Genomic DNA, 19,095 nt, shown 5'->3' with positions numbered 1-19,095 from the left:
GAAGCTTCTCGACCTGTGTAGCGTGAAGGAGGTAGCAGGAGAGGGCGTATTGTTGACTAGATGTGGATCTATGTGAAGAGGCGAATGCTTTCTACGCGTGGGTCTTCACTTTCCTGATCTCGATGAAAGGTATGCAAGTCACGTGCTCCAAGAGCAGGGGAGAGCAAACCTTTCAGCAACTTAAGCAATACCTACCCGAGAAGGGAACGTGGGTGAGCGACGATTACAACGTATGCTCTCTCGTACCAACGTACATCATCGTTTCAGCGAGCCCGAATGAGTCGCTCCACTATCGCCTCATAACCGGCTCGTAAGATTCAAGAGATCCACTAAGGCAATCAACATGAGCGCTATGATGATGAAGTACTCTGTTGGGCTCGTCCTGTGGGAACGCGGCCCAATCCTGGAATTTGCAACTTCATGACAACTCTATGGACACACCAAAAGCTCTATAAATTACTTTTTTTAGTATAAATCTTGATTTTATCTTTAAATATCCTTTCCATTAGTATTTTCTTTCTCAATTGATACGGAAGATATGATAATATATATAATCCAAGAGCTTTTAGAGATAATGTTTTAGAAGTATAGGTACTCCTCATCAGATATATTATAGTTTTTAAATCTTTGACAGTTAGTTTTATATCACTATTATTATTATTAAATATATTAAATAAAATTTTATATAAAACCGTCACCCCTAGATTAATATCCCAGAGTCTTTTATTCCCTTCTAACATTTTTGAATATACTAAACCATCTTCATACCAAGACTTATATTTAAATCTGGATGTCTTAATAAATTCATCGAAACTACCGTAACCAGAACCGAAGCTATCTCTATACAGTCTATATGCGCCCAAAGGATCAAGATAGTAGATCTTTTGTCCTAAAGACAAAGCTGATATTAAAAGAACTAATATATCTGGGGAAAACTTTATTCTTCTAATAAAATCTGAATAATTCTCTAGCAAACTCTTGCAAATGGCCATCGACGATACAGAAGCAAACTTAACGCTATGCCTAGAAGGTAATTTAAGATTAAACCAATCTTCATTAGTAATATATACAGGATTAGATTCTACTCTTTCTGTTCTTGAAATTACGTTGGATTTTTCATCAATAAGATCTACAGCATGCCGTAAAAAGGACCTTTTTTCTTCACAGTTAATTAATTTCTCAATAACAGATAATTTATTGTGATAAAAGATATCATCATCTTCCAAGAATGTTATTATTTTTCCGTTAGCTATCTTAATGGCCTTATACAACTTTGCTCCAATAGACTCCTCATTAACCTCTTCATAGGCTATTTTAACGTCTCCTCTTTTAATTTTTACTTTACTTATTATTTTATTTAGTATATTTTCATCTATTTTACCAACTAATAAAATTTCATAGTCAGAAGATGGTGCGTTTTGGTTAACAACGCTTTCTAGGGCTTCTTCAAGGAATTTATACCTATACCAGACAGTTATCACAACAGTTACCTGAATTGTCAATTCAGCTTTTGAAGAAATTGAATGAATTTAAAATTTTCCTTCATGAACGTGGAGTATGTCCATAGTATCGTCAGATAGTTATAAATATTTGTATAATGAGGTAATAATGTGGGGCAAAAGGTAGAGAAAATCAGTTTACAGGGAGATATCCTGTCCTTCCTGCAGTGGGAACCACGTGGTTAAGAAGGGTAGGGTAAAGGGAAGGCAGGAGTATCTCTGTAGGAGTTGCGAGAGGAATTTCGTCGAGGGGGCCAAGCATCGTTACTACAAGAGCGTGAGGGAGAGGGCACTCAAGTCGCAAACTGGATGAGCATGAGGGCCATCTCCAGGGTACTCCAAGTCCCACTTGGGACGGTGTTCACGTGGATCAAGAGGTACGGTAAGAAGAAGTGCGCGGAGCTCCTAGACCTGTGGAGTGGCGCGAAAGAGGTAGCGGGAGAGGGCGTGAAGGTCGTTGACGAGATGTGGACCTACGTGAAGAGGAAAACGAAGGCCTTCTAGGCGTGGGTCTTCGCTTTCCTGTTCTCGAGGAGGGGCATGTACCTGGCCTTCTCCGTGAGGGAGAGGGGACCTTTCAGGAACTTAGGCAATACCTACCCGAGAAGGGAACGTGGGTGAGCGACGATTACAACGTGTACTTCCTCCTACCCAAGCACACAGTCGTGTCCCCCGTGAACCCCAACGAATCGCTTCACTCGTCGCTTCGCGATAGGCTCGTGAGGTTCAAGAGGGCTACGAAGGCCGTGGATAGGAGCCTTGAAATGATGAAGTGCTCAGTTGGGCTCCTCCTGTGGGAACGCGGTTTAATCCCGGAATTTATAACTATCTGAGCACACTACGGACACACTCAGAAAGCTGTAGGCTTCCTTTATATACGCATCTACAATGCAATCCCTGATATATCTCCTTTTCTCAGCGAACATTCGTGGGCATTACGGGTTTCAAGGTTAACCTCGAGAAACTCCATAAACTAAAGCAATGGAGAATTATGAATGAACTCCTTAATTGTAGGAGAAATAGAATAAAAATATACATCCAATTAGGTTCTACCTTGTTTTTTTATAATCTCCTTTCTAATAGACAACCCAATAAGCATTCCAGTAACGGCGATTAATATAACTTGAATAAATGGAAACTCTTCATGAATGTTAGCATTATCGCTTGTTGAGATCACGATTACCCTATACACATGATAGTCGGGAAAGGATATATTTAACACAGTGGGCGAGAAGAGCCTCAAGGTTAATGATGTAGTTCCATTGCTAAATCCGGACCTGAACTCTTTTCCGTTCACGAACACCGTGTAGTTTGATGGAATAAAGGAGAGGACACGAAAGGAAAGTGGTAATATGGTGTCGGTGTCTGTCCGAATACCAGCATATCCCACGCTTCTCCAAGGAATTCCAGTATTATATTTTATCATGTAAATTGATGAATTAATGGTAATTGAATAAACGCAGACTGAAGAATTTACATTCTTAAAAATCACGGTGTAATTGCCGGAGGAGAAAGAAGGTAATGTATATAATACTCCGTTATAACCTGTCAATTTATCTAGAAACAAAATTCCATACCATCCTACAAGAATTTCATAGTTACCTATCTGACCATCCATATTGGATAATGTGAAGTTACTACCATAAAGTACTATGCCCGGGGACATTACTGAAACCACCTACGACGTTTCCATCAAAGGTGATCATTATCTGGCTCGAGTCGGTAACGTTTATCCTATCGATTAACCAGTAAGAACCGAATCCCTCATAGGCTGTCTTTCCTGAAACATTAACCAGCTTGGTTCCGGGTGTCATGTACTGGAAGTTAGTTGAGTTAATAAGGTTAGAAACAAGAGAGAATGAGATGTTGAAATTCTGACCCAAGAGCACGTTACTGGGATAGCTAACCTGTACAGTGTAACTCAACACTGTAAGGGATGTCAGAAACGCAAAGATAAGAGATAACAGGATTGCCCTTGACAACGACATTGAGAGTCTACTAGATCTGCAACATATATTTCTTTTCCTGTGAAGGATGGCCACTGTTGTAGCTTAATATTTCTATTTTAAATAAATTGGTAATACTAGATTACCTAAATGAGTTTGGCTGACTCAACATGTCTAATCATATATCGGCATCATCTAACCTACCATATTTCGCGATAAGGACAGTTCTAAGACTGGGATGGATTTTTGTGTATTCTAGGCATTTCGAACATCTCAACTTGTCTCGGTTCCACTTATGCGACACCTAATTCCAGACACTTAACGTCAAGTGCAGTATCGTCTCAGGCCTCCTCAAATCAACACGTGTCATACCCTACGCGATGAAAAGAAAACTGGCCACACTCAGGTACTTGATTACGAGGATAACCACTATGGCCTCGATGACGAGAAGGTCATATTTCCTCATCGCGAAGAAAGGTAGCCCCAGGACAGGAAAGGGAAGGGACACCCCTATATATCTCATCACACTCCTCAATGTGGAATCTCCCCACTCCCTCATGCTCAGGATTGCCGACCCCGCACCAAGAACCGAAAAGTAGGTGGACATTACCTCATTCCCACCACCAAACAGGTATAACGAATACGCCAGGTAGATGCATGCGACTGCAAGAAACGCGAATTTCGCCTTGATCTTCCTGTCGGGGAGCCAACCCAACAGGCTTCCCACAGCGTAGATAACCCAGGAAATGACAGGGAAATGGAAATAGATGACCCCCACTAGGGGAACCACGAGGAAATACGGGACGGCCTCACCTAACCCAGCAAAGGGATTAAGGAGAGACAGGACTGAGAAGCTTAAGGCCCTCACGTTCACCCTAGGGGCCACGAACGAGATGGCAACCAAGGAGAGGAGGACAAACCTGAAGAGGTCACTGTAATATAGAAGGGCGAGCCCCTGTAACGCGATCGCCAACACGATCCTGATGGGGATTCCCCTCATCTTACCTGCGACCCTCCTCACGTAGGGCCACGCCACCGATCCGATCAAGGCAAGGGAGACAATCTCAAATTCCGTGTACCTTCCAAGGGCGAACAGAACCAGAGACACCGCGAAGAGCCCGATGAGTCCGTATACCACCTTTCTGGGCACAAGCGATAGGGAGATCACGGGGCTGAAGAAACCTGCCATCACTGGGAAAATCCACGACCATTTCCATCTCTTCTCTAGGTGAAGCGGGGCCACTGACACGAGCCAGGGATTAAAGGGTGAGTATACCAACGCCGTGAGTGGGGACACGCTACTCAACAGGGGAACTAGCCAAGGTTGATGGAAATACACAGCTAACGAAGACAGGAAAATGGCTCCCCTGGTCCTTAGAGAGAAGTGGAACTTACTCTCTAGGATCGAGGAAATCACGCCAGCCACGAGCAGGAAGAAGGCGATGTTGCCAAGGGAGACGGCCTGATCTAGAAATACTGAGGAACTCACCAGGAAAACAATGCCTGAGGTGATTAGACCCTTCCTCTCCAGCACGGAAAGCGTTAGAATCAGGTAGTTCCCCGTCACGAGGGCAAAGAAAGTTGATAAGAGAAGGGTGAGGGTAAAGGGCCTGTCCTTCACGAAGAGAAGAGGATAGGGAAGAAGAGTTAGCAGGGCATGCACTGGGGAGAACGGGATCAGGAACGCTGAAACTAGGGGAGGGAAGTCCTTGGCCCCAAGGTAATATGCTAGGGCATACACCACAAGGACAGACAAGGTGAAATGCGGATAGAAGGAGGAAAGGAACAGGAGGGGTCCAAGGACTACGTCCCATCGCATTTGAGGGAATTCGATCGAGGGTTAAAAGAATTGTCGACTATCGGACCTTGAACCTCAAACTTGACATGCGAAGAAACTCATTTAGAAGCACCAGTGTTCTCTTGTTCAGTATGCGAGCTCAAGCTTAAATCTTCATAAGGTTTGGATACCACGAGAGGGCCCGGGCCTAGGAGTTTTAGAAGCCATGGCCAGCGGTATGCCAGTAATCGTGAGTGATGGTCTAGGAAGTAAGGAGTTGATCAAGGACAACGGTTTTGTGGTGAGGGAGTGGGAGGAGGCCATAGATAGGGTAAATGAAATCCTGGAGTCGGAGAACTTGAGAAGGGAGTTCAGCAAGAACTCTTGGGAAATTGCTAAATCTCTTCATTGGAAGAATCATGCAGAGAAAGTTAAGGAGTTAATGGAGAAACTAGAGTGACACAAATCTTGACTAGATAATTCAGGTGGGAACCTGATTTGAATTTTTAGATCTTTTAGTAGCTCTACGAATTAAGTCCACTTACTTTTGGTTGAGACTCTCCACATCTCTCCTTATCCACCGCCACCCTACAACATGGATCTCATCACGCAACTATATACTTGGCTTACCCTTTTTACGTTTCTAAGGTCAACATACTCATTCGCAACGTGGGCCTGCCCCGGCTCCCCTGGGCCGAAGTTCACGGCGTCAATATCTCCGTAGAATACCGCGTCATATCTAATCTTCGCCACCTCCTTCCTAGGTTCCCAGCCCATCTCCCTAATACACGCCTCGACGACTCTCGTCAAGCTGGAATCAGGACTGGTCATTGAACCCGGTACGAAGGACTTAATCTCGAACTCGTGCTTGATCCCCAGTTCCCTGGCCGTCTCGTCCACGATCTCATGATCGAGGTCCGGACCCCTTCCCTTTGGTGGGACTGACCTATAGAAACTGAAGGCGAATGTCCCTGGAACCATCCCGTCGCTCGTTGAACCCTCGACGTATCCGCCGAGCACCGTTGATCCCTCGAGCGAGAGCGAGAGCGAGGAGTACCTCCTCTGAAGCTCCAGGGCTAACCTAGAGGCCTCAAGGAAGGCGTTAACTCCTTGGTTTGCCATGCTGGCGTGGACCTGTTTCCCGAACACCCTCACAACTCCCCGGACGATCCCGAAATGACCCACGTACAGGTCGGGGAAGCTCGGCTCGCCTAGGATCACGTGTCTCGGCCTGACCCGAAGTTTATCCACAAGGTACCTGGTTCCTAGCCCTCCGCTCTCCTCATCAGGTACAAGCGCAACCTCTACGGGGAAGTCCTGACCCGATAACGCGAGGTAAAGGCTCGCGATGGCCCCCTTCATGTCAGAAGTCCCTCTCCCGTATGCCCTGTCCTCAACTACCTTCAGCTTGAAGGGATCAGTCACCCAACCGTTCCCTGCAGGAACCACGTCGTAATGGAAGTTGAAGTGAAGCCTGGGTTCAGGGTCATTCCTCGCGAGGAGTATGACCCTCTTGTTCCCCCTGTGCCTAGGGGAATAAATGTAGTTCTTGTCCAGGAACTCGTCTGGAATCTCCACGAGCTCTACCTGAAATCCCAGTTCCCCAAGTCTCTCCCTCATCACCGACGTAAATTCCTCGTAATGAGACCCGGGAGGGTTCACGGTCTCTATCTCCACGAGCTCCCTTAGAAGGTTCATGATCTCACCTGGTATGCTCTAATGTAGACTCGCCACTAGACGGCCCTCACCAGATTAGACGGCCCTCCTCACTAGGTTAGACGGCCCGAATCTCCTCTCCAGTTCCCTGAGCTCCTCCTCGTTGTAGACGCTTCCACCCTTCTCCATGTACTTCAGAAACTCGAGGCAAAATCTAGAGGCGTGCTCGAGCATGTTGAGGTTCATGACCCCGGTCTCGTACCCGGGTATTGCCCTTGGGGAGACCGTTGCAAGGCCAACCACTGGTGCACTCGTGTAGAGCCAAGGCGAAATCAGGGTACTAATGTGGTACACATTCACGTCTAGCGGAGTTAGGTCACCGCTGGTTAAGGGGACCATGTACACCTCGTGTTCCGTGACCCTGTTGTAGATGTCCAAGACCTCGTCACTCAGCTTCAGGATATACCCGTCCTTTATCACGTGGGTTAGGGCGAAGTCGTCGTACTTTGCTAGTCTATTGCCCTTCGTCGAGTCTATCGACAGCACCGTGGTAGCCTGTGGGTCCACCTCCACCTTCAGCGCCTCATCTAGCCCGACGGGCGGGACCATGAACTTGAAGGGTGAGTGTGGGATCAACCTCGCGGTAGTTGACAGGTTAGTCGCGAAGGAAACGTCAAGCTTGAGCTCTATTCCCTTTTCCCTGAGGTTCAAGAGTTCCAGTAACGTCGTTAAGCTGACCACGGCGCCGTCAGCGTCGGAGACCAGTCCCTTCTCACCTGTTTGGATTGCCCCGAGTCTGCCCAAAATCTCGACCCTCCTTCCTCCGCCCTCATAAAGGGCCTTGATAAATGGGACTCCCTCCACAACAACCTCGTCGAACTTAACCCTTCCCTCGAGCCTTCGCCTAATCCTCTCCACTGGGTCCCTTGACTCGAGGATATCTATGACGTCAAGTAGGGTCTTTAGGATCACGGTACCACCAACTAGACTAGACTCTTAACTTCCCCGGATTCAGGATGTTATGAGGGTCCACGATTTCCTTGTATTTCCTCATTAACTCAAGCCTGAATTCCTCATCTACCCTGTCATTCACAACGAGGGAGTGTATCTCGAAGGGTATTCCCTCCTTGAGCATTATGGAGTCTATTACCTCAAAGTTTTCCCTTTCCGATATGAAGACTGTGTACACCACGGTCTCCCCCCTCAACGTCATGACGTCACCGTGAACTAGAACCTTAGAACCAAGGGCCATCTTTACCTGCGTCACTACCTTCAGGAAGCTTTCCAGTGAGAGGAGCCTCACCTCGTAGAAGTACCTCGAGAACCCGGTTAACTTGCTCATGGTAACGTAAATCGCTGCGAACGCGAGCTCATCCAGAAATCTCATGTCAACCTCTTCCCCAAAGCTCTTGGTGCTCGAGACTATTACGTTCCATTTTCCTGGGTTGATCCTACCCTTGGCGATCAAGGAGAGAGTCTCGTAATCCTCCAAGGTTATTCTCCTGATCCTAGGCCTGTCCTCCTCGAGTCTCTTGAGCAACTTCACTACTCCTTCCACCTCGTCAACCCTGATTAGCTGATCCCTCCAGTCCTCGTAATCCACTACCGAGAGCTCGGCCTCCGCGATCACGCCTGTCGTCCCGGCTGCCTGCGAGACTGCCAGCGTCTCCTTTCCCTTGAGCTCGTAGGTCCCAGTGGTCCCCAACACAGTTAACCTTCTGACCCCATCATGGTCGAAATGGTAGCCGTACTGATACGAGCCTATCCCAACGTCTCCTCCAGCTATGTAGCCACCGAGGGTGGAGATGTAGAAGCTACTGGGGTAGACCTGGAGCTCCTTGCCCCTCTTCCTGAGGTAGTTGAGTGCTGTCAGGACCTTAACCCCGGGCGAAACTCTCAGGTATTTGTCGTATTCCAGAGTTTTATTTAATCTCTGTATATCCAGGACAATACACGGAGTTATGGGTAATACCTGGCCTATGGTTGAAGTCCCAGCTCCCCTGGCCAGGAGCGGAATCCTGTTGGCGTCACAGAAGCGTAGGAGGTTCTTGATGTCATCGATGTCCTCGGCCACGACAACGCCTAGGATCCTTTTACCCATTTTCGAGAGAACTGGTGAGACTAGGTAGGGGGAACTTGAGTACTGATCAATGATCTCTCCTCTTGAGATGAATCTCGAGCCGAACTCCCTTTCCAGGTCCTTCAGATAGGATTCCATGGTTTAATAGGGTGAAGTTTGTATTAATGGATTCCCTTTAACTATGTTAAAGTTCTAATGAGGTGAAAACGCGTTACCCTGAGCAGTCTCAGGCAAGTGAGGTGACGATCTTAGAAAGGGGTTTGTTGGCTGATTCAGCTCACAACCAATTGCTACCAGCAAAGAGGACACGTACGCTTGTTCAAGGCGATTTCCACGTCAAGCCTAGTTTTTCAGGAATTGAGCCTAGGTTGGTCATTACTCACTGGTGGTACAAGAAAGCGAGATCCTACTCCTCTAAGGGAAGCGAGACGCAAACTCAGACGGGGAGAAACCCGAGCTTGAAAAACATTGTCTTTACGTACTATAGACTGTGATCCCCGAACTTGCTTAGCCTTTCCGGATATCTTCTCTTCATCAAATAATACACTACGACGTGAACCGCCAACACGGCCCAGGCCGAATACACTGCTATGTTCAAGGGAAACGCTGGTGCCGGATAGGTTCCGAAGTATATCGTAGCCACGTAAGCGCCCATGGAGATTATGGGGATTAACACGTGCTTGGCGATGTCTGGCCTCCCCAGCTTCACCTTTCTTCTAATGAGAGCCAAGGCAGCAAACAGGTGCCCGAGAGAAACGTAAAATGAGCCGAAGGTTATTAGGAAGATGCTGGCCTCCAGGGGACCTAGAAGGTAACCGGTTAGCAGGCAAAGTGCCCCAGCGATAACTCCAGTCAATATTATTGCGTTACCGGGAGCCCCGTGCCTGTTCACCTTCGAGAAGTTGCTTGGATAGAGTATTCCGTCCCTTGCCATCCCGTATATCATTCTGCTACCGCTGGTCGCAAAGGAAATGATAGAGGAGTTGAACATGAATGCAACCAGTACTATTAGTAGATCCACAATCACGGGACTGAAATACTTGCTGTAGATGATCACCATGGGATCAGGGAGAGAGGCGTAGTTGAACATGTTGGACACTCCGTAGATCACGGTCTGCGCATAGGAGTTGAGAATTAGCCCCACTCCAAGTAGTCCAAACCCGAGGAGGAGTGCCCTGGGCATGGTTCTCTTTGGTACCTTGGCCTCTTCGGCAACGCCTATGGGAGTCGTGGCTCCTCCAAACGTCGTGATCGCAAAGATCATTGAAACCAGTATTAGAACCCAGTTGTTGTTCACCGGGGATGCGGTGAACACGCTTACGGTGTTGTGACTTCCCGCAACGGCTATGAGAGAGATAGACGTTACCACGAGAAATCCAATGGAAAATAGACCTATCACGAGGTTGAGCAGACCACCGGGCTTCACGCCCAACCACATTACAAGGGTAACCTCGAGCGTCAGGATCACCGTGATCAGGGCCCACAGCCACGGCATCGTTGAGGCTATACTTGGCGATATTAAGTAAAGGAAGGAAGCTAGGCCGAGTATGCCGAAACCGGCAGTCCCTGCGACCAGGTACTGATAAATGTAACCGTATCCCACGGTGAAAGCAGCTAAACTGCTGTTAAGACCCTTCTTCATGATGGCCACGTAGCCGTAAGATGAAGCCACGTCCTTGCTCCACTCGTATATCACGATCAGTGTGGTAGCGTAAATCAGGTAGGAAAGCAGAACCACTAGGGGCATGGCACCTCCAGCTATACCAGCAATCCCCACGAAATACAGCGTGGCAACTGCAATGGGAGCGTTTGCAGCTATACCGTAACTTGCCACTAACCACGTCCCCAACACGTCCTTCTTCAGGCTTGGTTGAGCCTCATTTTCCAGTTTCTTTTTCTCATCCATCAATACAAATGCAATTATGGGGATTTTTTACTTTACTACAAATAATTATTCATTGAGTTTCAAGATTAAACGTTTAACATAGTTAAAGGGGAAGCTTTTATAGTATAAGTAAGGTGCTTAAAGGTAGTTAACATTTCTAAAATGGATTCGTTTCATGGGTTTAAGTAGGACAGATGATTCCACCTAACCGAGGTCGTAGGACGACACGATCTTGTTAATGGAATTCCTCAGATGGTATAGGAAATCTTGTTTAGAGACACCTAGGCTTTCAGCTATGTCCTTGGCCTTAACAGATCTAGGATAGTTAAAGTAGCCCATGGATAGGGCAGTTTTCAGGGTGAGCATCTCCTTTTCCGTTAACCCAGAGCCAAACAGCTCGGGAAACTTCATTTCGTGAACCGTGAGGTCGTTAACCTTGAACCTTTCAGCGAATTGGTTTACGAGGGCTTTACTTGTTGTTATTACCTCCCACTTTTCCATACCGGCCTTAACAGTGTTGCTATACTCCAACACGTTACTTCCGGACTCTAGAATAGCCCCTGATATGGTGGTATCTAAATCCTCAAGGAATTCGATGACGTATCCTCCCTTCATTTTCCTGTATTTTAGGATGTCGTCCACGTTATCTGAGGTCTTTAGATCGCGAACAATCAATTTCGATGAAGCCACGAGAACGTGGACCTTCCTTCTGTTGTACTGTGAAAGCCTTAACGTGACGACCCTGTCATCTCTTATCTTGCTTGTCCAACACCCCTCATGTATTAGTGAAAACTTGACCCTGTAAAGCTTCTTCATTCCATCTTCATAGAATGTTACATTGTTTAATAAACTCACATGTTAAGTTTATTAAAAAAGGTTAAGAGTTCACGTAAAACTTGACTGGTAAGATTACTGTGACTAAAAAGTGTTTAAAACGATTTGAAATTCTAGGAAAGTTTACCAAGTAAAGAAGGTAATAGATGAGATACATCGGGGATAGATATTACTCAGGATCATAAATTAATTTAGATGATCTAAACTTATTTGGCTAAATTCACCAGAAAGCTGGCTCGCTCTCATCATTCATGAAACAGGAAAGAAAAGCTATTTAGCGAAAAATGATATTATGCATGTGTGAAGGACATAGCGCCCTGATTCCCCGATTTTCTTGTTTGAGCTATCATCCTCCTTTCCCAACAGGTAGCAAGAGTACTTTCACCTATCTCCAAGATTTATTTGTACCAAAAAGAGAAGTAGATAGATATGGCCACAGACATCTCGTCAATGGTATCTGAGCTAGTCGTAGAATATGTAAAGAACATCCTGGACAAGTCGAAACAGGGAAGGAAGCTTTCAGAGCAGGATTACCAAGTGTTACTATCCTATCTAGTCAACAAGAGAATTGATGATCTGTCCTCGGAGATGAGGGAGGTAAAGGAGGACGTGAAGGGGTTGAGGGACCATGTGGACAAGAAGTTTGATACCATGAGAGACTACGTGGACAAGAGGTTCGACACGCTCAGGTATCACGTGGATGGCAGGGTCGACGTATTGAGGGACCATGTGGACAAGAAGTTTGAGGAGTCGAGGCAGTTCACTGAGAGCAAATTCAAGGAATCGAGGGAGTACACGGATAAGACATTTGAGGAACTGAAGGAGTATGTGGATATGGAATTCGTCAAGATGAAGGAGTACACGGATGTGCAGTTCAAGCATGTGGATGTAAGGTTCGACGAGTTCAAGGCTGATATGGGTAAGAAGTTTGATGAGTTCAGGAATGATACCAGGAGGGAGATGGAGGGGTTCAAGGCTGATACTAACAAAAAGATTGACGAGTTAAAGAAGGAAATGGAAACCGGGTTTACTCAGACGGAGAAGCGGATCGATGACCTACGAAGTGATATGAACGCCAGATTTGACGAGTTAATAAAACTCTTGAGTAGTAGGAAGGGAGAGTAAGCTAGGGACTTAACGAACAAATTTCCGCGAAGTTTTTGCATCTCCCCTCAGTCAATGTGCGAGTAGCGCTCATCTTAACGCGTCCACTATCCTGGACTCGGCCCACCTGTACGCCCCAGTTTACCTGTACGCCCCAGTTTGCAGGATCCCCCTGAAGGGGGAATAGAAGGTCCTTAACTTCACGAGGGAGAGGAACATCATCAGGGACACCTTCATCACCTTCCTTGAGATCTTACTTCCCTGATCCTCGTGATCCCACTTAACCTCGACCTCCTTGACTGAAAAGCCCCTCCTTACGAAGGAGTAGATTAGATTGACGTCGAAGAGCCAATCACTCATCACTAGCTCGTCCTTAACCTGAAGAAGCTTCTCCCTCCTTGCCACCTTCAGTCCTGACTGGAAGTCCCTTACGAAGGAAAGCGAGGGGAAAAACACCTTGGCTACAGAAACGAAGGCCCTATGGAGAAAGCTCCTATTCGTGGGCATATTCCTGAATATTCTAGTGGTGATCACTAGGTCGTGATCCCTTGCCTCTTGGATCACCCGCATGAGGTCCTCCTTTCCCACTGGTAGATCAGCGTCTAGGAAAACCACGTAGTCTCCCTTGCTTCTCAGTAACCCTTCCCTTAGTGCCCCTCCCTTCCCCAGCCTTCGAGTGCTCACCACAAGCTCGACGGGGTACTTTCTAACCACGTCTGGGGTCTTATCGTTACCATCAAATATTACAAGTATCTGGTCATCATGAAACAAGGAAACAAGCTCGGAGAGAGTCCTTTCAATCCTCTTTTCCTCATTATAAGCTGGAATCACAATGGAAAGGGGCATAACTAAGATACGAAAAGATATTTATAAGAGTTTCTAAATCTAGTAAAGCCTCCTATAGTGTTCTTGAAGGAATTTGAACTTTATCACAAAAATCGTCAATTTTACGTGTTGAAGGGAGGACAAATGAATTTAACTCATTTTTCAAAATATCCCCATGAAATAAATCTCACATTTTATCTCTGCCTTGCATTTAGACAGGAGATATATTTTACCATTCCCTATATAATTTTCCACTTTATAATATCAAAGAATTTAAAAGTATGACTCTCCCTCTAAATGTCATGGATAGAACGATCAGCTATCTTGTTGCCATTATCATTGACGTTGTTGTTGGTTCTTCGCCTTTCCTGGGGCTCTCGACATATGAGACCCTGGCCATTATCTTACTAGGATCTGCGATTTATTCCCTCATTCTAACTGACCTATCGATATCATTGCCTGCATCCCTTGTGCCCTTTACCCTTCTCTCCCACTCTTACTTCTTCCTTGCTATCTCCTCCCTTTCAGTTGCTCTTTCCTTTTATTTGAGGGATAAGGCAACAGCGTTTCTTTTGGCCCTGGGCGTCTCGCTTCTAGTGTTTGACCTTAACGCAGGATATCAGGTGTTGGGGTTCATTATCCTTGTGGGGGTCCTGGCATATCTTAAGGTAGATCTTAGGGGAATTGTAGCTAACGGGATCTTTTTACTCTTGGTAGCTTCGGCTGTTGCCATTGGGCAGGGAATTGACTCTGCCACGGTAAACGCTCTGTCTGATGGGGCCTATTATTCGCTTTTCTTTGGTGTGCTTGGTCTAGTGATCGAGAACTCTAGATTGCCTAGGAGATTTCCTAGAATTCCTCTACTTTTCGTTCCCTACGCGCTTGTGACTCTCGGGCTTGGTATCCCTCCCGAGTACTACTGGTGGAGCGAAAGCTCCTTTGTGTTCAGGGCGAACCCTCTCTCCCTCTGGGTTCCTGTCATTTATTTCCCACAGGTGAACCAAATACTTGGATCATGGCCCCTGGCCCACTTGTTTGTACATTTACCCCTCGGAGTTAACGTCTACATGGCATTGCTTACCTACATCTCAGGTGTGGGAAGTTACTTGATGTTCAAGAAGCTGGGAGTTAGGCAAGCGACTCTCTTTTCCCTTGTGTATCAGGTTCTGTCGCCCTTTCCTCATCCTTACCTTCTTCTGGGATACGCTATACTTCCGTTCACGGTATACCTCATGAGCCTTAACGCGAGGAAAAGCGTAAAGTACTCTGCAATAATGTTGACCAGCGTAGTTGGTTCGTCCTTCCCTCTTTTCCCAGTGTCCGCGATCGTCATGGGAGCCTTCCTTAGAAGGAAGGAGTTACCCTGGATTGGGGTTGCAATCGTGGGGGCTAATGCGTTCTGGATAATACCCTACCTGGTGCTAGGTGGGCCCAGTCTCGGCGAGATTTCGTCCTCCTTAACCCTAGCTCTCCTGCTTCCTGTGCTTGTGGTAACTGCCAAACTGGAGGATAAGGTGAAGGTGTTAACTGCGCTTGTTTCGCTGGCATATCTAGTGTCGGGGCTTCCCTACTCGGAATTGGCCTACCCCGTAGCCATAATGTCCTCTCTTCTCCTTGTGAGCGGGGAAGGAGTGAAGAAGGTGTTGGCTGGAGTTACAATATCTCTACTCCTGGTGACTGCAGTGTTTCAGGTCGGAAGTTATCATCCATTGACTATCCCACCCACTATACAGAAGATCAGCAAGGAAGTGGAGAATGCAACCTTGGTCTGGTGGAACTATTCCTATCCACTCCTATCTCCAGTTCCCTTCAATACGTCTCCAGTAGTTACGCAGGGAGTTCAATACGTAGTAAACAGCCAGGGGGAGGTATTGCCTAACCCTAAATACATAGGATTCCCAGCGTTCTTTAAGGTGATTCTTCCAGATAATTTATCAAGAGCAAACGGAACATGGGTCCCTGGAGTTTATCCATTACTAACTCTCAACTCATCACATTTCCTCTGGAACTATAAGTCCGATGGACTTCTCGTGAATGTTTCAAAGGGTGTTCTAATCAAAAGCGAAATTGGTGTACAGTTTATAGCGTGGAGGATCCCCAACAACGAATCCAGTTTGCTGGTGAGCCTTAACGGGAGTTGGATCTCGTATTTTGGAAACCCTATCTTATTCCTAGGCTATAACGTCTCGAATCAAAGTTCCGTAACCCCTATAAATTTCACTGCGCTTACCCTTTGGTTGACTAATAACGGGCAGGTATTGCTATACTCGAAGGGCGTCCATAAGCTACCGAGTGGATATCCAATTCCCACGTCAGGGCAGTTCAGCCTGAACTTCTACCTAGAGAAACAGGGTAACTTCACATTCCTCACTGGTGAGACGATAGATGGAGAATTTCATCCCCTCGATATCAACACTACCTTGCCCTGGAATGAGATCGGCTCATTGGGTTTAATTCTCCCCCTTAAAAACGAACTAAATTTTACCCAGATTCAGGTATCATCCTTTGTTCCTGTCAACATTACTCAAAACTGGATTTACTGGAACTCCTCAAAGCAGTTCCAAGTTGCCTTTTATCCTAGTACCGCACTAAACGGCACAGTCTATTATAAGTCTAGTGGTTCAATATCAGTAGAGATTAATGGAGTTCGCGCAGAGAATGGATCCTCCTTTACTAAAGTGAGTAACATCACCTTAATCTCGGGTCCTGGACCTGTTAATGTCTCTGCTCTTTACTTTACTTATAATAAGTCAGCTACTTACGTGGTTGGGGCCCTTCCCATAAACACCACGTACCAAGTGAAGACAAAGCAATTAATTGGCGGGGAGGAGCTAATCGTCTCTTCCCATCTTCCCCTGAACATGACTATAATACCCATAAAGGGGATTGGGTACAAGGTTGACGGTTCTCCGTTTAAGGGTCTTATTACGGAGCTAAGTCCAGGTACACATGTGATCCAGTTAGTCTATCCAGGTGAGGTTTTTCTAATCCCAAGTCTTTATGTGTCCATTCTGTCCTTCGTCATAGCCTTGCTATCTGAGAGGGTAGGAGAGGGGCTTAACGAAATAAGACGTTTCGTTGGGATAATTCTCGATAAAATTGAAAGTTAGTTTAAAGTTACCCTTTAAGTTAAAAGGAAGCTGTTGATCTAAGCCGGTTTTAGGCTTCAGCCGTCTTGTGTATTCTAGGCCTGTCCAATATCAAATACACAACGTTGAGGTTAAAGGAGCCTCAAGTTGTCTAGTCTCAATTCTAGATTCATGGCCTGAACAGTTTTCAGGTAAAGACATGAAAATCTGTCACCAAATAAACTTAAAATTTTATAGAAGCTTCGTTTCATAGCGAGAATGAAATCTACCCTAGTAATTCATAGAGTGACGAAGTCGGTGAGCGGAGAAGGGAACGTGGTCAGGGCATCGGCAGAGTTACTCAAGGAGAAAAAAGTGGACACCACATTGGCCACATTCTCTCCTCCCTTGGATGATTTGGGCCTACCCTATTTTTCGGTAGTTCCGTTTAAACTCAGGCTATTTGACAAGTATCAGAGGGCTTTCACCTATATCTCTGCCAGGAAAACTAGACCAGATTTCTTCCTGAATATAACAGCAATTCCCATCCCTCTTTCGGACATAGCCAAACATATAATCTATGGCGTAGCGCCTGAATTCTCCTCTGTTCCGTCTAAGTATAATAGCTCCCTAGTTTGGAAGCTTTATATTCTACCTTTGCGTGGTCTCCTTAAAAGATTCAGGGAAGAGGCTCAAAGATCTGTGTTCATAGCTAATTCCCGTTACTCCTCCAAGGCAATAAGAGAAATCTATGGAGTAGATTCTGAGGTGGTGTATCCTCCGGTGGATGTTACAGATTTCCTTAAGGCGTATCATGAGGAGGGAGAACCCTTCTTCCTGACTATCGGAAGATTTGAGCCCGGGAAGAGACTAGACCTCGCGGTGCGCCTATCCGCTATGACAGGGATAAGGGGGGTGATTGTGGGTTCCATGGAAAGCGATAGTTATCTGAAAAGGCTGGTTAAGTTAAGTAAGGAGCTTAAGGCAGACGTTCAATTCCTTCCTAACGCGAAAAGGGAACACCTCATAGAGGTGATGAAAAGGGCCTCTATCTACTTCCATCCCACCCTTGGGGAACACTTCGGTATACCCATTGTTGAGGCCATGGCTGCAGGCCTTGTTCCCATAGTTCCCAGGGAGAGCGGAGGATTTGAGATAGTACCCGAGTTTAGTTATGATAGCCTTGAGGAGGCATCTGAACTAGTGAAAAATAACCTTAAGGCTCCTAGTTCCGTCAGGAGAGATCTAAGGGAGAAGGCGCTAGGTTTTGACAGGAGGATATTTAAGGAGAGAATGTGGAATGTAATTGAGAGAGCCATAACCTAGTGGGCTTCCTTGAGGAGCTCGTTTGCTGATTAAATCCCTTTCAGTGAAAACTATTTCATGTATTAACTTCCGTGATAGCGTAGGTATGCAAGGAATATCTCCCTACTTGAGTCTCAATGAAAATCTAATCCTCTTTACTAGATGCCCTAGAACAGGGAAAATTAAATAGAGGTATAGAACAATTATAACTATATAGCTGATTGCATTAAAAATAACATAATATGATGATATAACAAAACTTTTCATGGGGGATTCGGACATTACTTCCAGTTGCCCACCATAATTGGCTTGCTTATAGGGTGCCATAATTACGCTAGACGTACCAGCTCCCACTGGTGTTACTACCGTTGTGGTATTGGTGAGAGGCATGATCTCTATTCCATACCACAATATCCTAAAACTGTACACTGAAGTTTGATTTATTCCTATAACCTCGAGTTGATTATTACTATATAATACCGTAAAATTGGAATTATTAAAAAATTCCAATCTAGGAACATAAAATATATAGCTACTAAAGGCGGTGGAAAGCGATGAAATGTTGAGAGAGCTTGCGTTGGGGCCGTAATTGACATCTTCATACCCAGAGAACACTGAAGGATTAACCACGAGCAATTTACCTACGTCTAATTCCTTGGAGTAGTGTATAATTCCTGACAAGTTTCCTGATATTAATGCTATGTACAATAGTGTGTAAGGGTTATCAGTGGCTGGGATATTTGCAATAACTATAGTATCTCCCTTTGGGACAGAAAAGAAGTTTGGTGGAGGATAATACGGGATAGCCTGGCTAAAATCTGGGGAAAAGTTATACGTATACATGGAGAAGGGAAATTTAGTATTAGGTGGCAAAATGAGTATTTCCTTTCCATTACTCCCAGCATAGAGTTTCTCGTATGCTGTAGCAAAACTGCTTGGAACCGAAATGGGATGCCATATAATGGAGAAATCGATTCCGGCCACAACGCTAGCTACACCTATCATAAAGATAGAGAAGAGAACCAGAATGTGGGAGAGATTCTTCTCTATTCTATGTTTTGATCCAGATAGGTTAGCTATAATTAAGGGAAACAATAAACCTACCATTGGGCCATA

Annotated in this window: 16 protein-coding genes and 1 pseudogene; 6 read left to right on the top strand and 11 right to left on the bottom strand. The window is 45.7% G+C overall.

The annotated features are described in order from the left end of the window. Positions 1 to 62 precede the first annotated feature (62 nt). Entirely contained in the window at positions 63 to 314 is a 252-nt protein-coding gene (locus tag MSED_RS12205) for a hypothetical protein (protein WP_144418782.1), read from the top strand. Positions 315 to 449: 135 nt separating this feature from the next. On the opposite strand, the gene MSED_RS09360 is transcribed toward MSED_RS12205, so the two are convergent. Then, positions 450 to 1,502, bottom strand: coding sequence for a glycosyltransferase (locus MSED_RS09360; RefSeq protein WP_012021768.1), 1,053 nt, complete (start codon positions 1,500 to 1,502; stop codon positions 450 to 452). Between the two features lie 145 nt (positions 1,503 to 1,647). On the opposite strand from MSED_RS09360, the pseudogene MSED_RS12050 reads away from it, so the two are divergent. Continuing rightward, a pseudogene (locus MSED_RS12050) lies at positions 1,648 to 2,332 on the top strand (IS1/IS1595 family N-terminal zinc-binding domain-containing protein). 209 nt (positions 2,333 to 2,541) lie between these two features. Here the strand turns inward: MSED_RS12050 and MSED_RS09345 are convergent. The 3 genes from MSED_RS09345 to MSED_RS12375 form a co-directional block, all read right to left on the bottom strand. Continuing rightward, complete coding sequence (locus MSED_RS09345) at positions 2,542 to 3,165, bottom strand: hypothetical protein (protein WP_144418781.1); 624 nt, start codon at positions 3,163 to 3,165, stop codon at positions 2,542 to 2,544. Then, on the bottom strand, positions 3,137 to 3,487 hold the full coding sequence (locus MSED_RS09340; RefSeq protein ID WP_012021766.1) for a hypothetical protein: 351 nt from the start codon (positions 3,485 to 3,487) through the stop codon (positions 3,137 to 3,139). Before MSED_RS09340 ends, MSED_RS09345 begins: the two co-directional genes overlap by 29 nt. Positions 3,488 to 3,818: 331 nt before the next feature. Further along, positions 3,819 to 5,264, bottom strand: coding sequence for a hypothetical protein (locus MSED_RS12375; RefSeq protein WP_012021765.1), 1,446 nt, complete (start codon positions 5,262 to 5,264; stop codon positions 3,819 to 3,821). A gap of 145 nt (positions 5,265 to 5,409) precedes the next feature. Here MSED_RS12375 and MSED_RS11855 point away from each other — a divergent pair, with 145 nt between their 5' ends. Next, on the top strand, positions 5,410 to 5,682 hold the full coding sequence (locus MSED_RS11855) for a glycosyltransferase (protein ID WP_225938924.1): 273 nt from the start codon (positions 5,410 to 5,412) through the stop codon (positions 5,680 to 5,682). A 128-nt stretch (positions 5,683 to 5,810) separates the two neighbouring features. Here the strand turns inward: MSED_RS11855 and MSED_RS09325 are convergent, their stop codons facing one another. The 5 genes from MSED_RS09325 to MSED_RS09300 form a co-directional block, all read right to left on the bottom strand. Beyond that, positions 5,811 to 6,920, bottom strand: coding sequence for a M20 family metallopeptidase (locus tag MSED_RS09325; RefSeq protein WP_012021764.1), 1,110 nt, complete (start codon positions 6,918 to 6,920; stop codon positions 5,811 to 5,813). 54 nt (positions 6,921 to 6,974) lie between these two features. Then, a complete protein-coding gene (locus MSED_RS09320; protein ID WP_012021763.1) occupies positions 6,975 to 7,850 on the bottom strand; it encodes a DUF1177 family protein in 876 nt (291 codons plus the stop codon). A gap of 16 nt (positions 7,851 to 7,866) precedes the next feature. Continuing rightward, on the bottom strand, positions 7,867 to 9,096 hold the full coding sequence (locus MSED_RS09315) for an FAD-binding oxidoreductase (RefSeq protein WP_012021762.1): 1,230 nt from the start codon (positions 9,094 to 9,096) through the stop codon (positions 7,867 to 7,869). A gap of 343 nt (positions 9,097 to 9,439) precedes the next feature. Continuing rightward, entirely contained in the window at positions 9,440 to 10,864 is a 1,425-nt protein-coding gene (locus tag MSED_RS09305; protein ID WP_012021760.1) for an APC family permease, read from the bottom strand. 183 nt (positions 10,865 to 11,047) lie between these two features. After that, positions 11,048 to 11,659, bottom strand: a complete 612-nt coding sequence (locus tag MSED_RS09300) for a helix-turn-helix domain-containing protein (protein ID WP_012021759.1) — start codon at positions 11,657 to 11,659, stop codon at positions 11,048 to 11,050. Positions 11,660 to 12,106: 447 nt separating this feature from the next. Between MSED_RS09300 and MSED_RS09295 the strand changes: the two genes are divergently transcribed. Continuing rightward, complete coding sequence (locus MSED_RS09295) at positions 12,107 to 12,802, top strand: hypothetical protein (RefSeq protein ID WP_012021758.1); 696 nt, start codon at positions 12,107 to 12,109, stop codon at positions 12,800 to 12,802. A 120-nt stretch (positions 12,803 to 12,922) separates the two neighbouring features. On the opposite strand, the gene MSED_RS09290 is transcribed toward MSED_RS09295, so the two are convergent. Continuing rightward, complete coding sequence (locus MSED_RS09290) at positions 12,923 to 13,627, bottom strand: glycosyltransferase (RefSeq protein ID WP_012021757.1); 705 nt, start codon at positions 13,625 to 13,627, stop codon at positions 12,923 to 12,925. A 281-nt stretch (positions 13,628 to 13,908) separates the two neighbouring features. Here MSED_RS09290 and MSED_RS09280 point away from each other — a divergent pair, with 281 nt between their 5' ends. Both MSED_RS09280 and MSED_RS09275 read left to right on the top strand, forming a co-directional pair. After that, on the top strand, positions 13,909 to 16,716 hold the full coding sequence (locus MSED_RS09280; protein ID WP_144418779.1) for a hypothetical protein: 2,808 nt from the start codon (positions 13,909 to 13,911) through the stop codon (positions 16,714 to 16,716). Between the two features lie 237 nt (positions 16,717 to 16,953). Continuing rightward, the gene (locus MSED_RS09275; protein WP_012021755.1) at positions 16,954 to 18,000 is read left to right on the top strand and encodes a glycosyltransferase; all 1,047 of its coding nucleotides are present in this window, start codon (positions 16,954 to 16,956) and stop codon (positions 17,998 to 18,000) included. Positions 18,001 to 18,102: 102 nt separating this feature from the next. Here MSED_RS09275 and MSED_RS12200 read toward each other — a convergent pair whose 3' ends face one another. Beyond that, positions 18,103 to 19,074 (bottom strand): hypothetical protein, encoded by a 972-nt coding sequence (locus MSED_RS12200; protein WP_144418778.1) that lies wholly within the window; start codon positions 19,072 to 19,074, stop codon positions 18,103 to 18,105. Between the last annotated feature and the right edge of the window lie 21 nt (positions 19,075 to 19,095).

Source organism: Metallosphaera sedula DSM 5348, from assembly GCF_000016605.1.
In the GTDB taxonomy this organism is placed as follows: Archaea; Thermoproteota; Thermoprotei_A; order Sulfolobales; family Sulfolobaceae; genus Metallosphaera; species Metallosphaera sedula.
The sequence above is the reverse complement of the archived record's forward strand: the minus strand, read 5'-3'. Positions and strand labels throughout refer to the sequence as shown.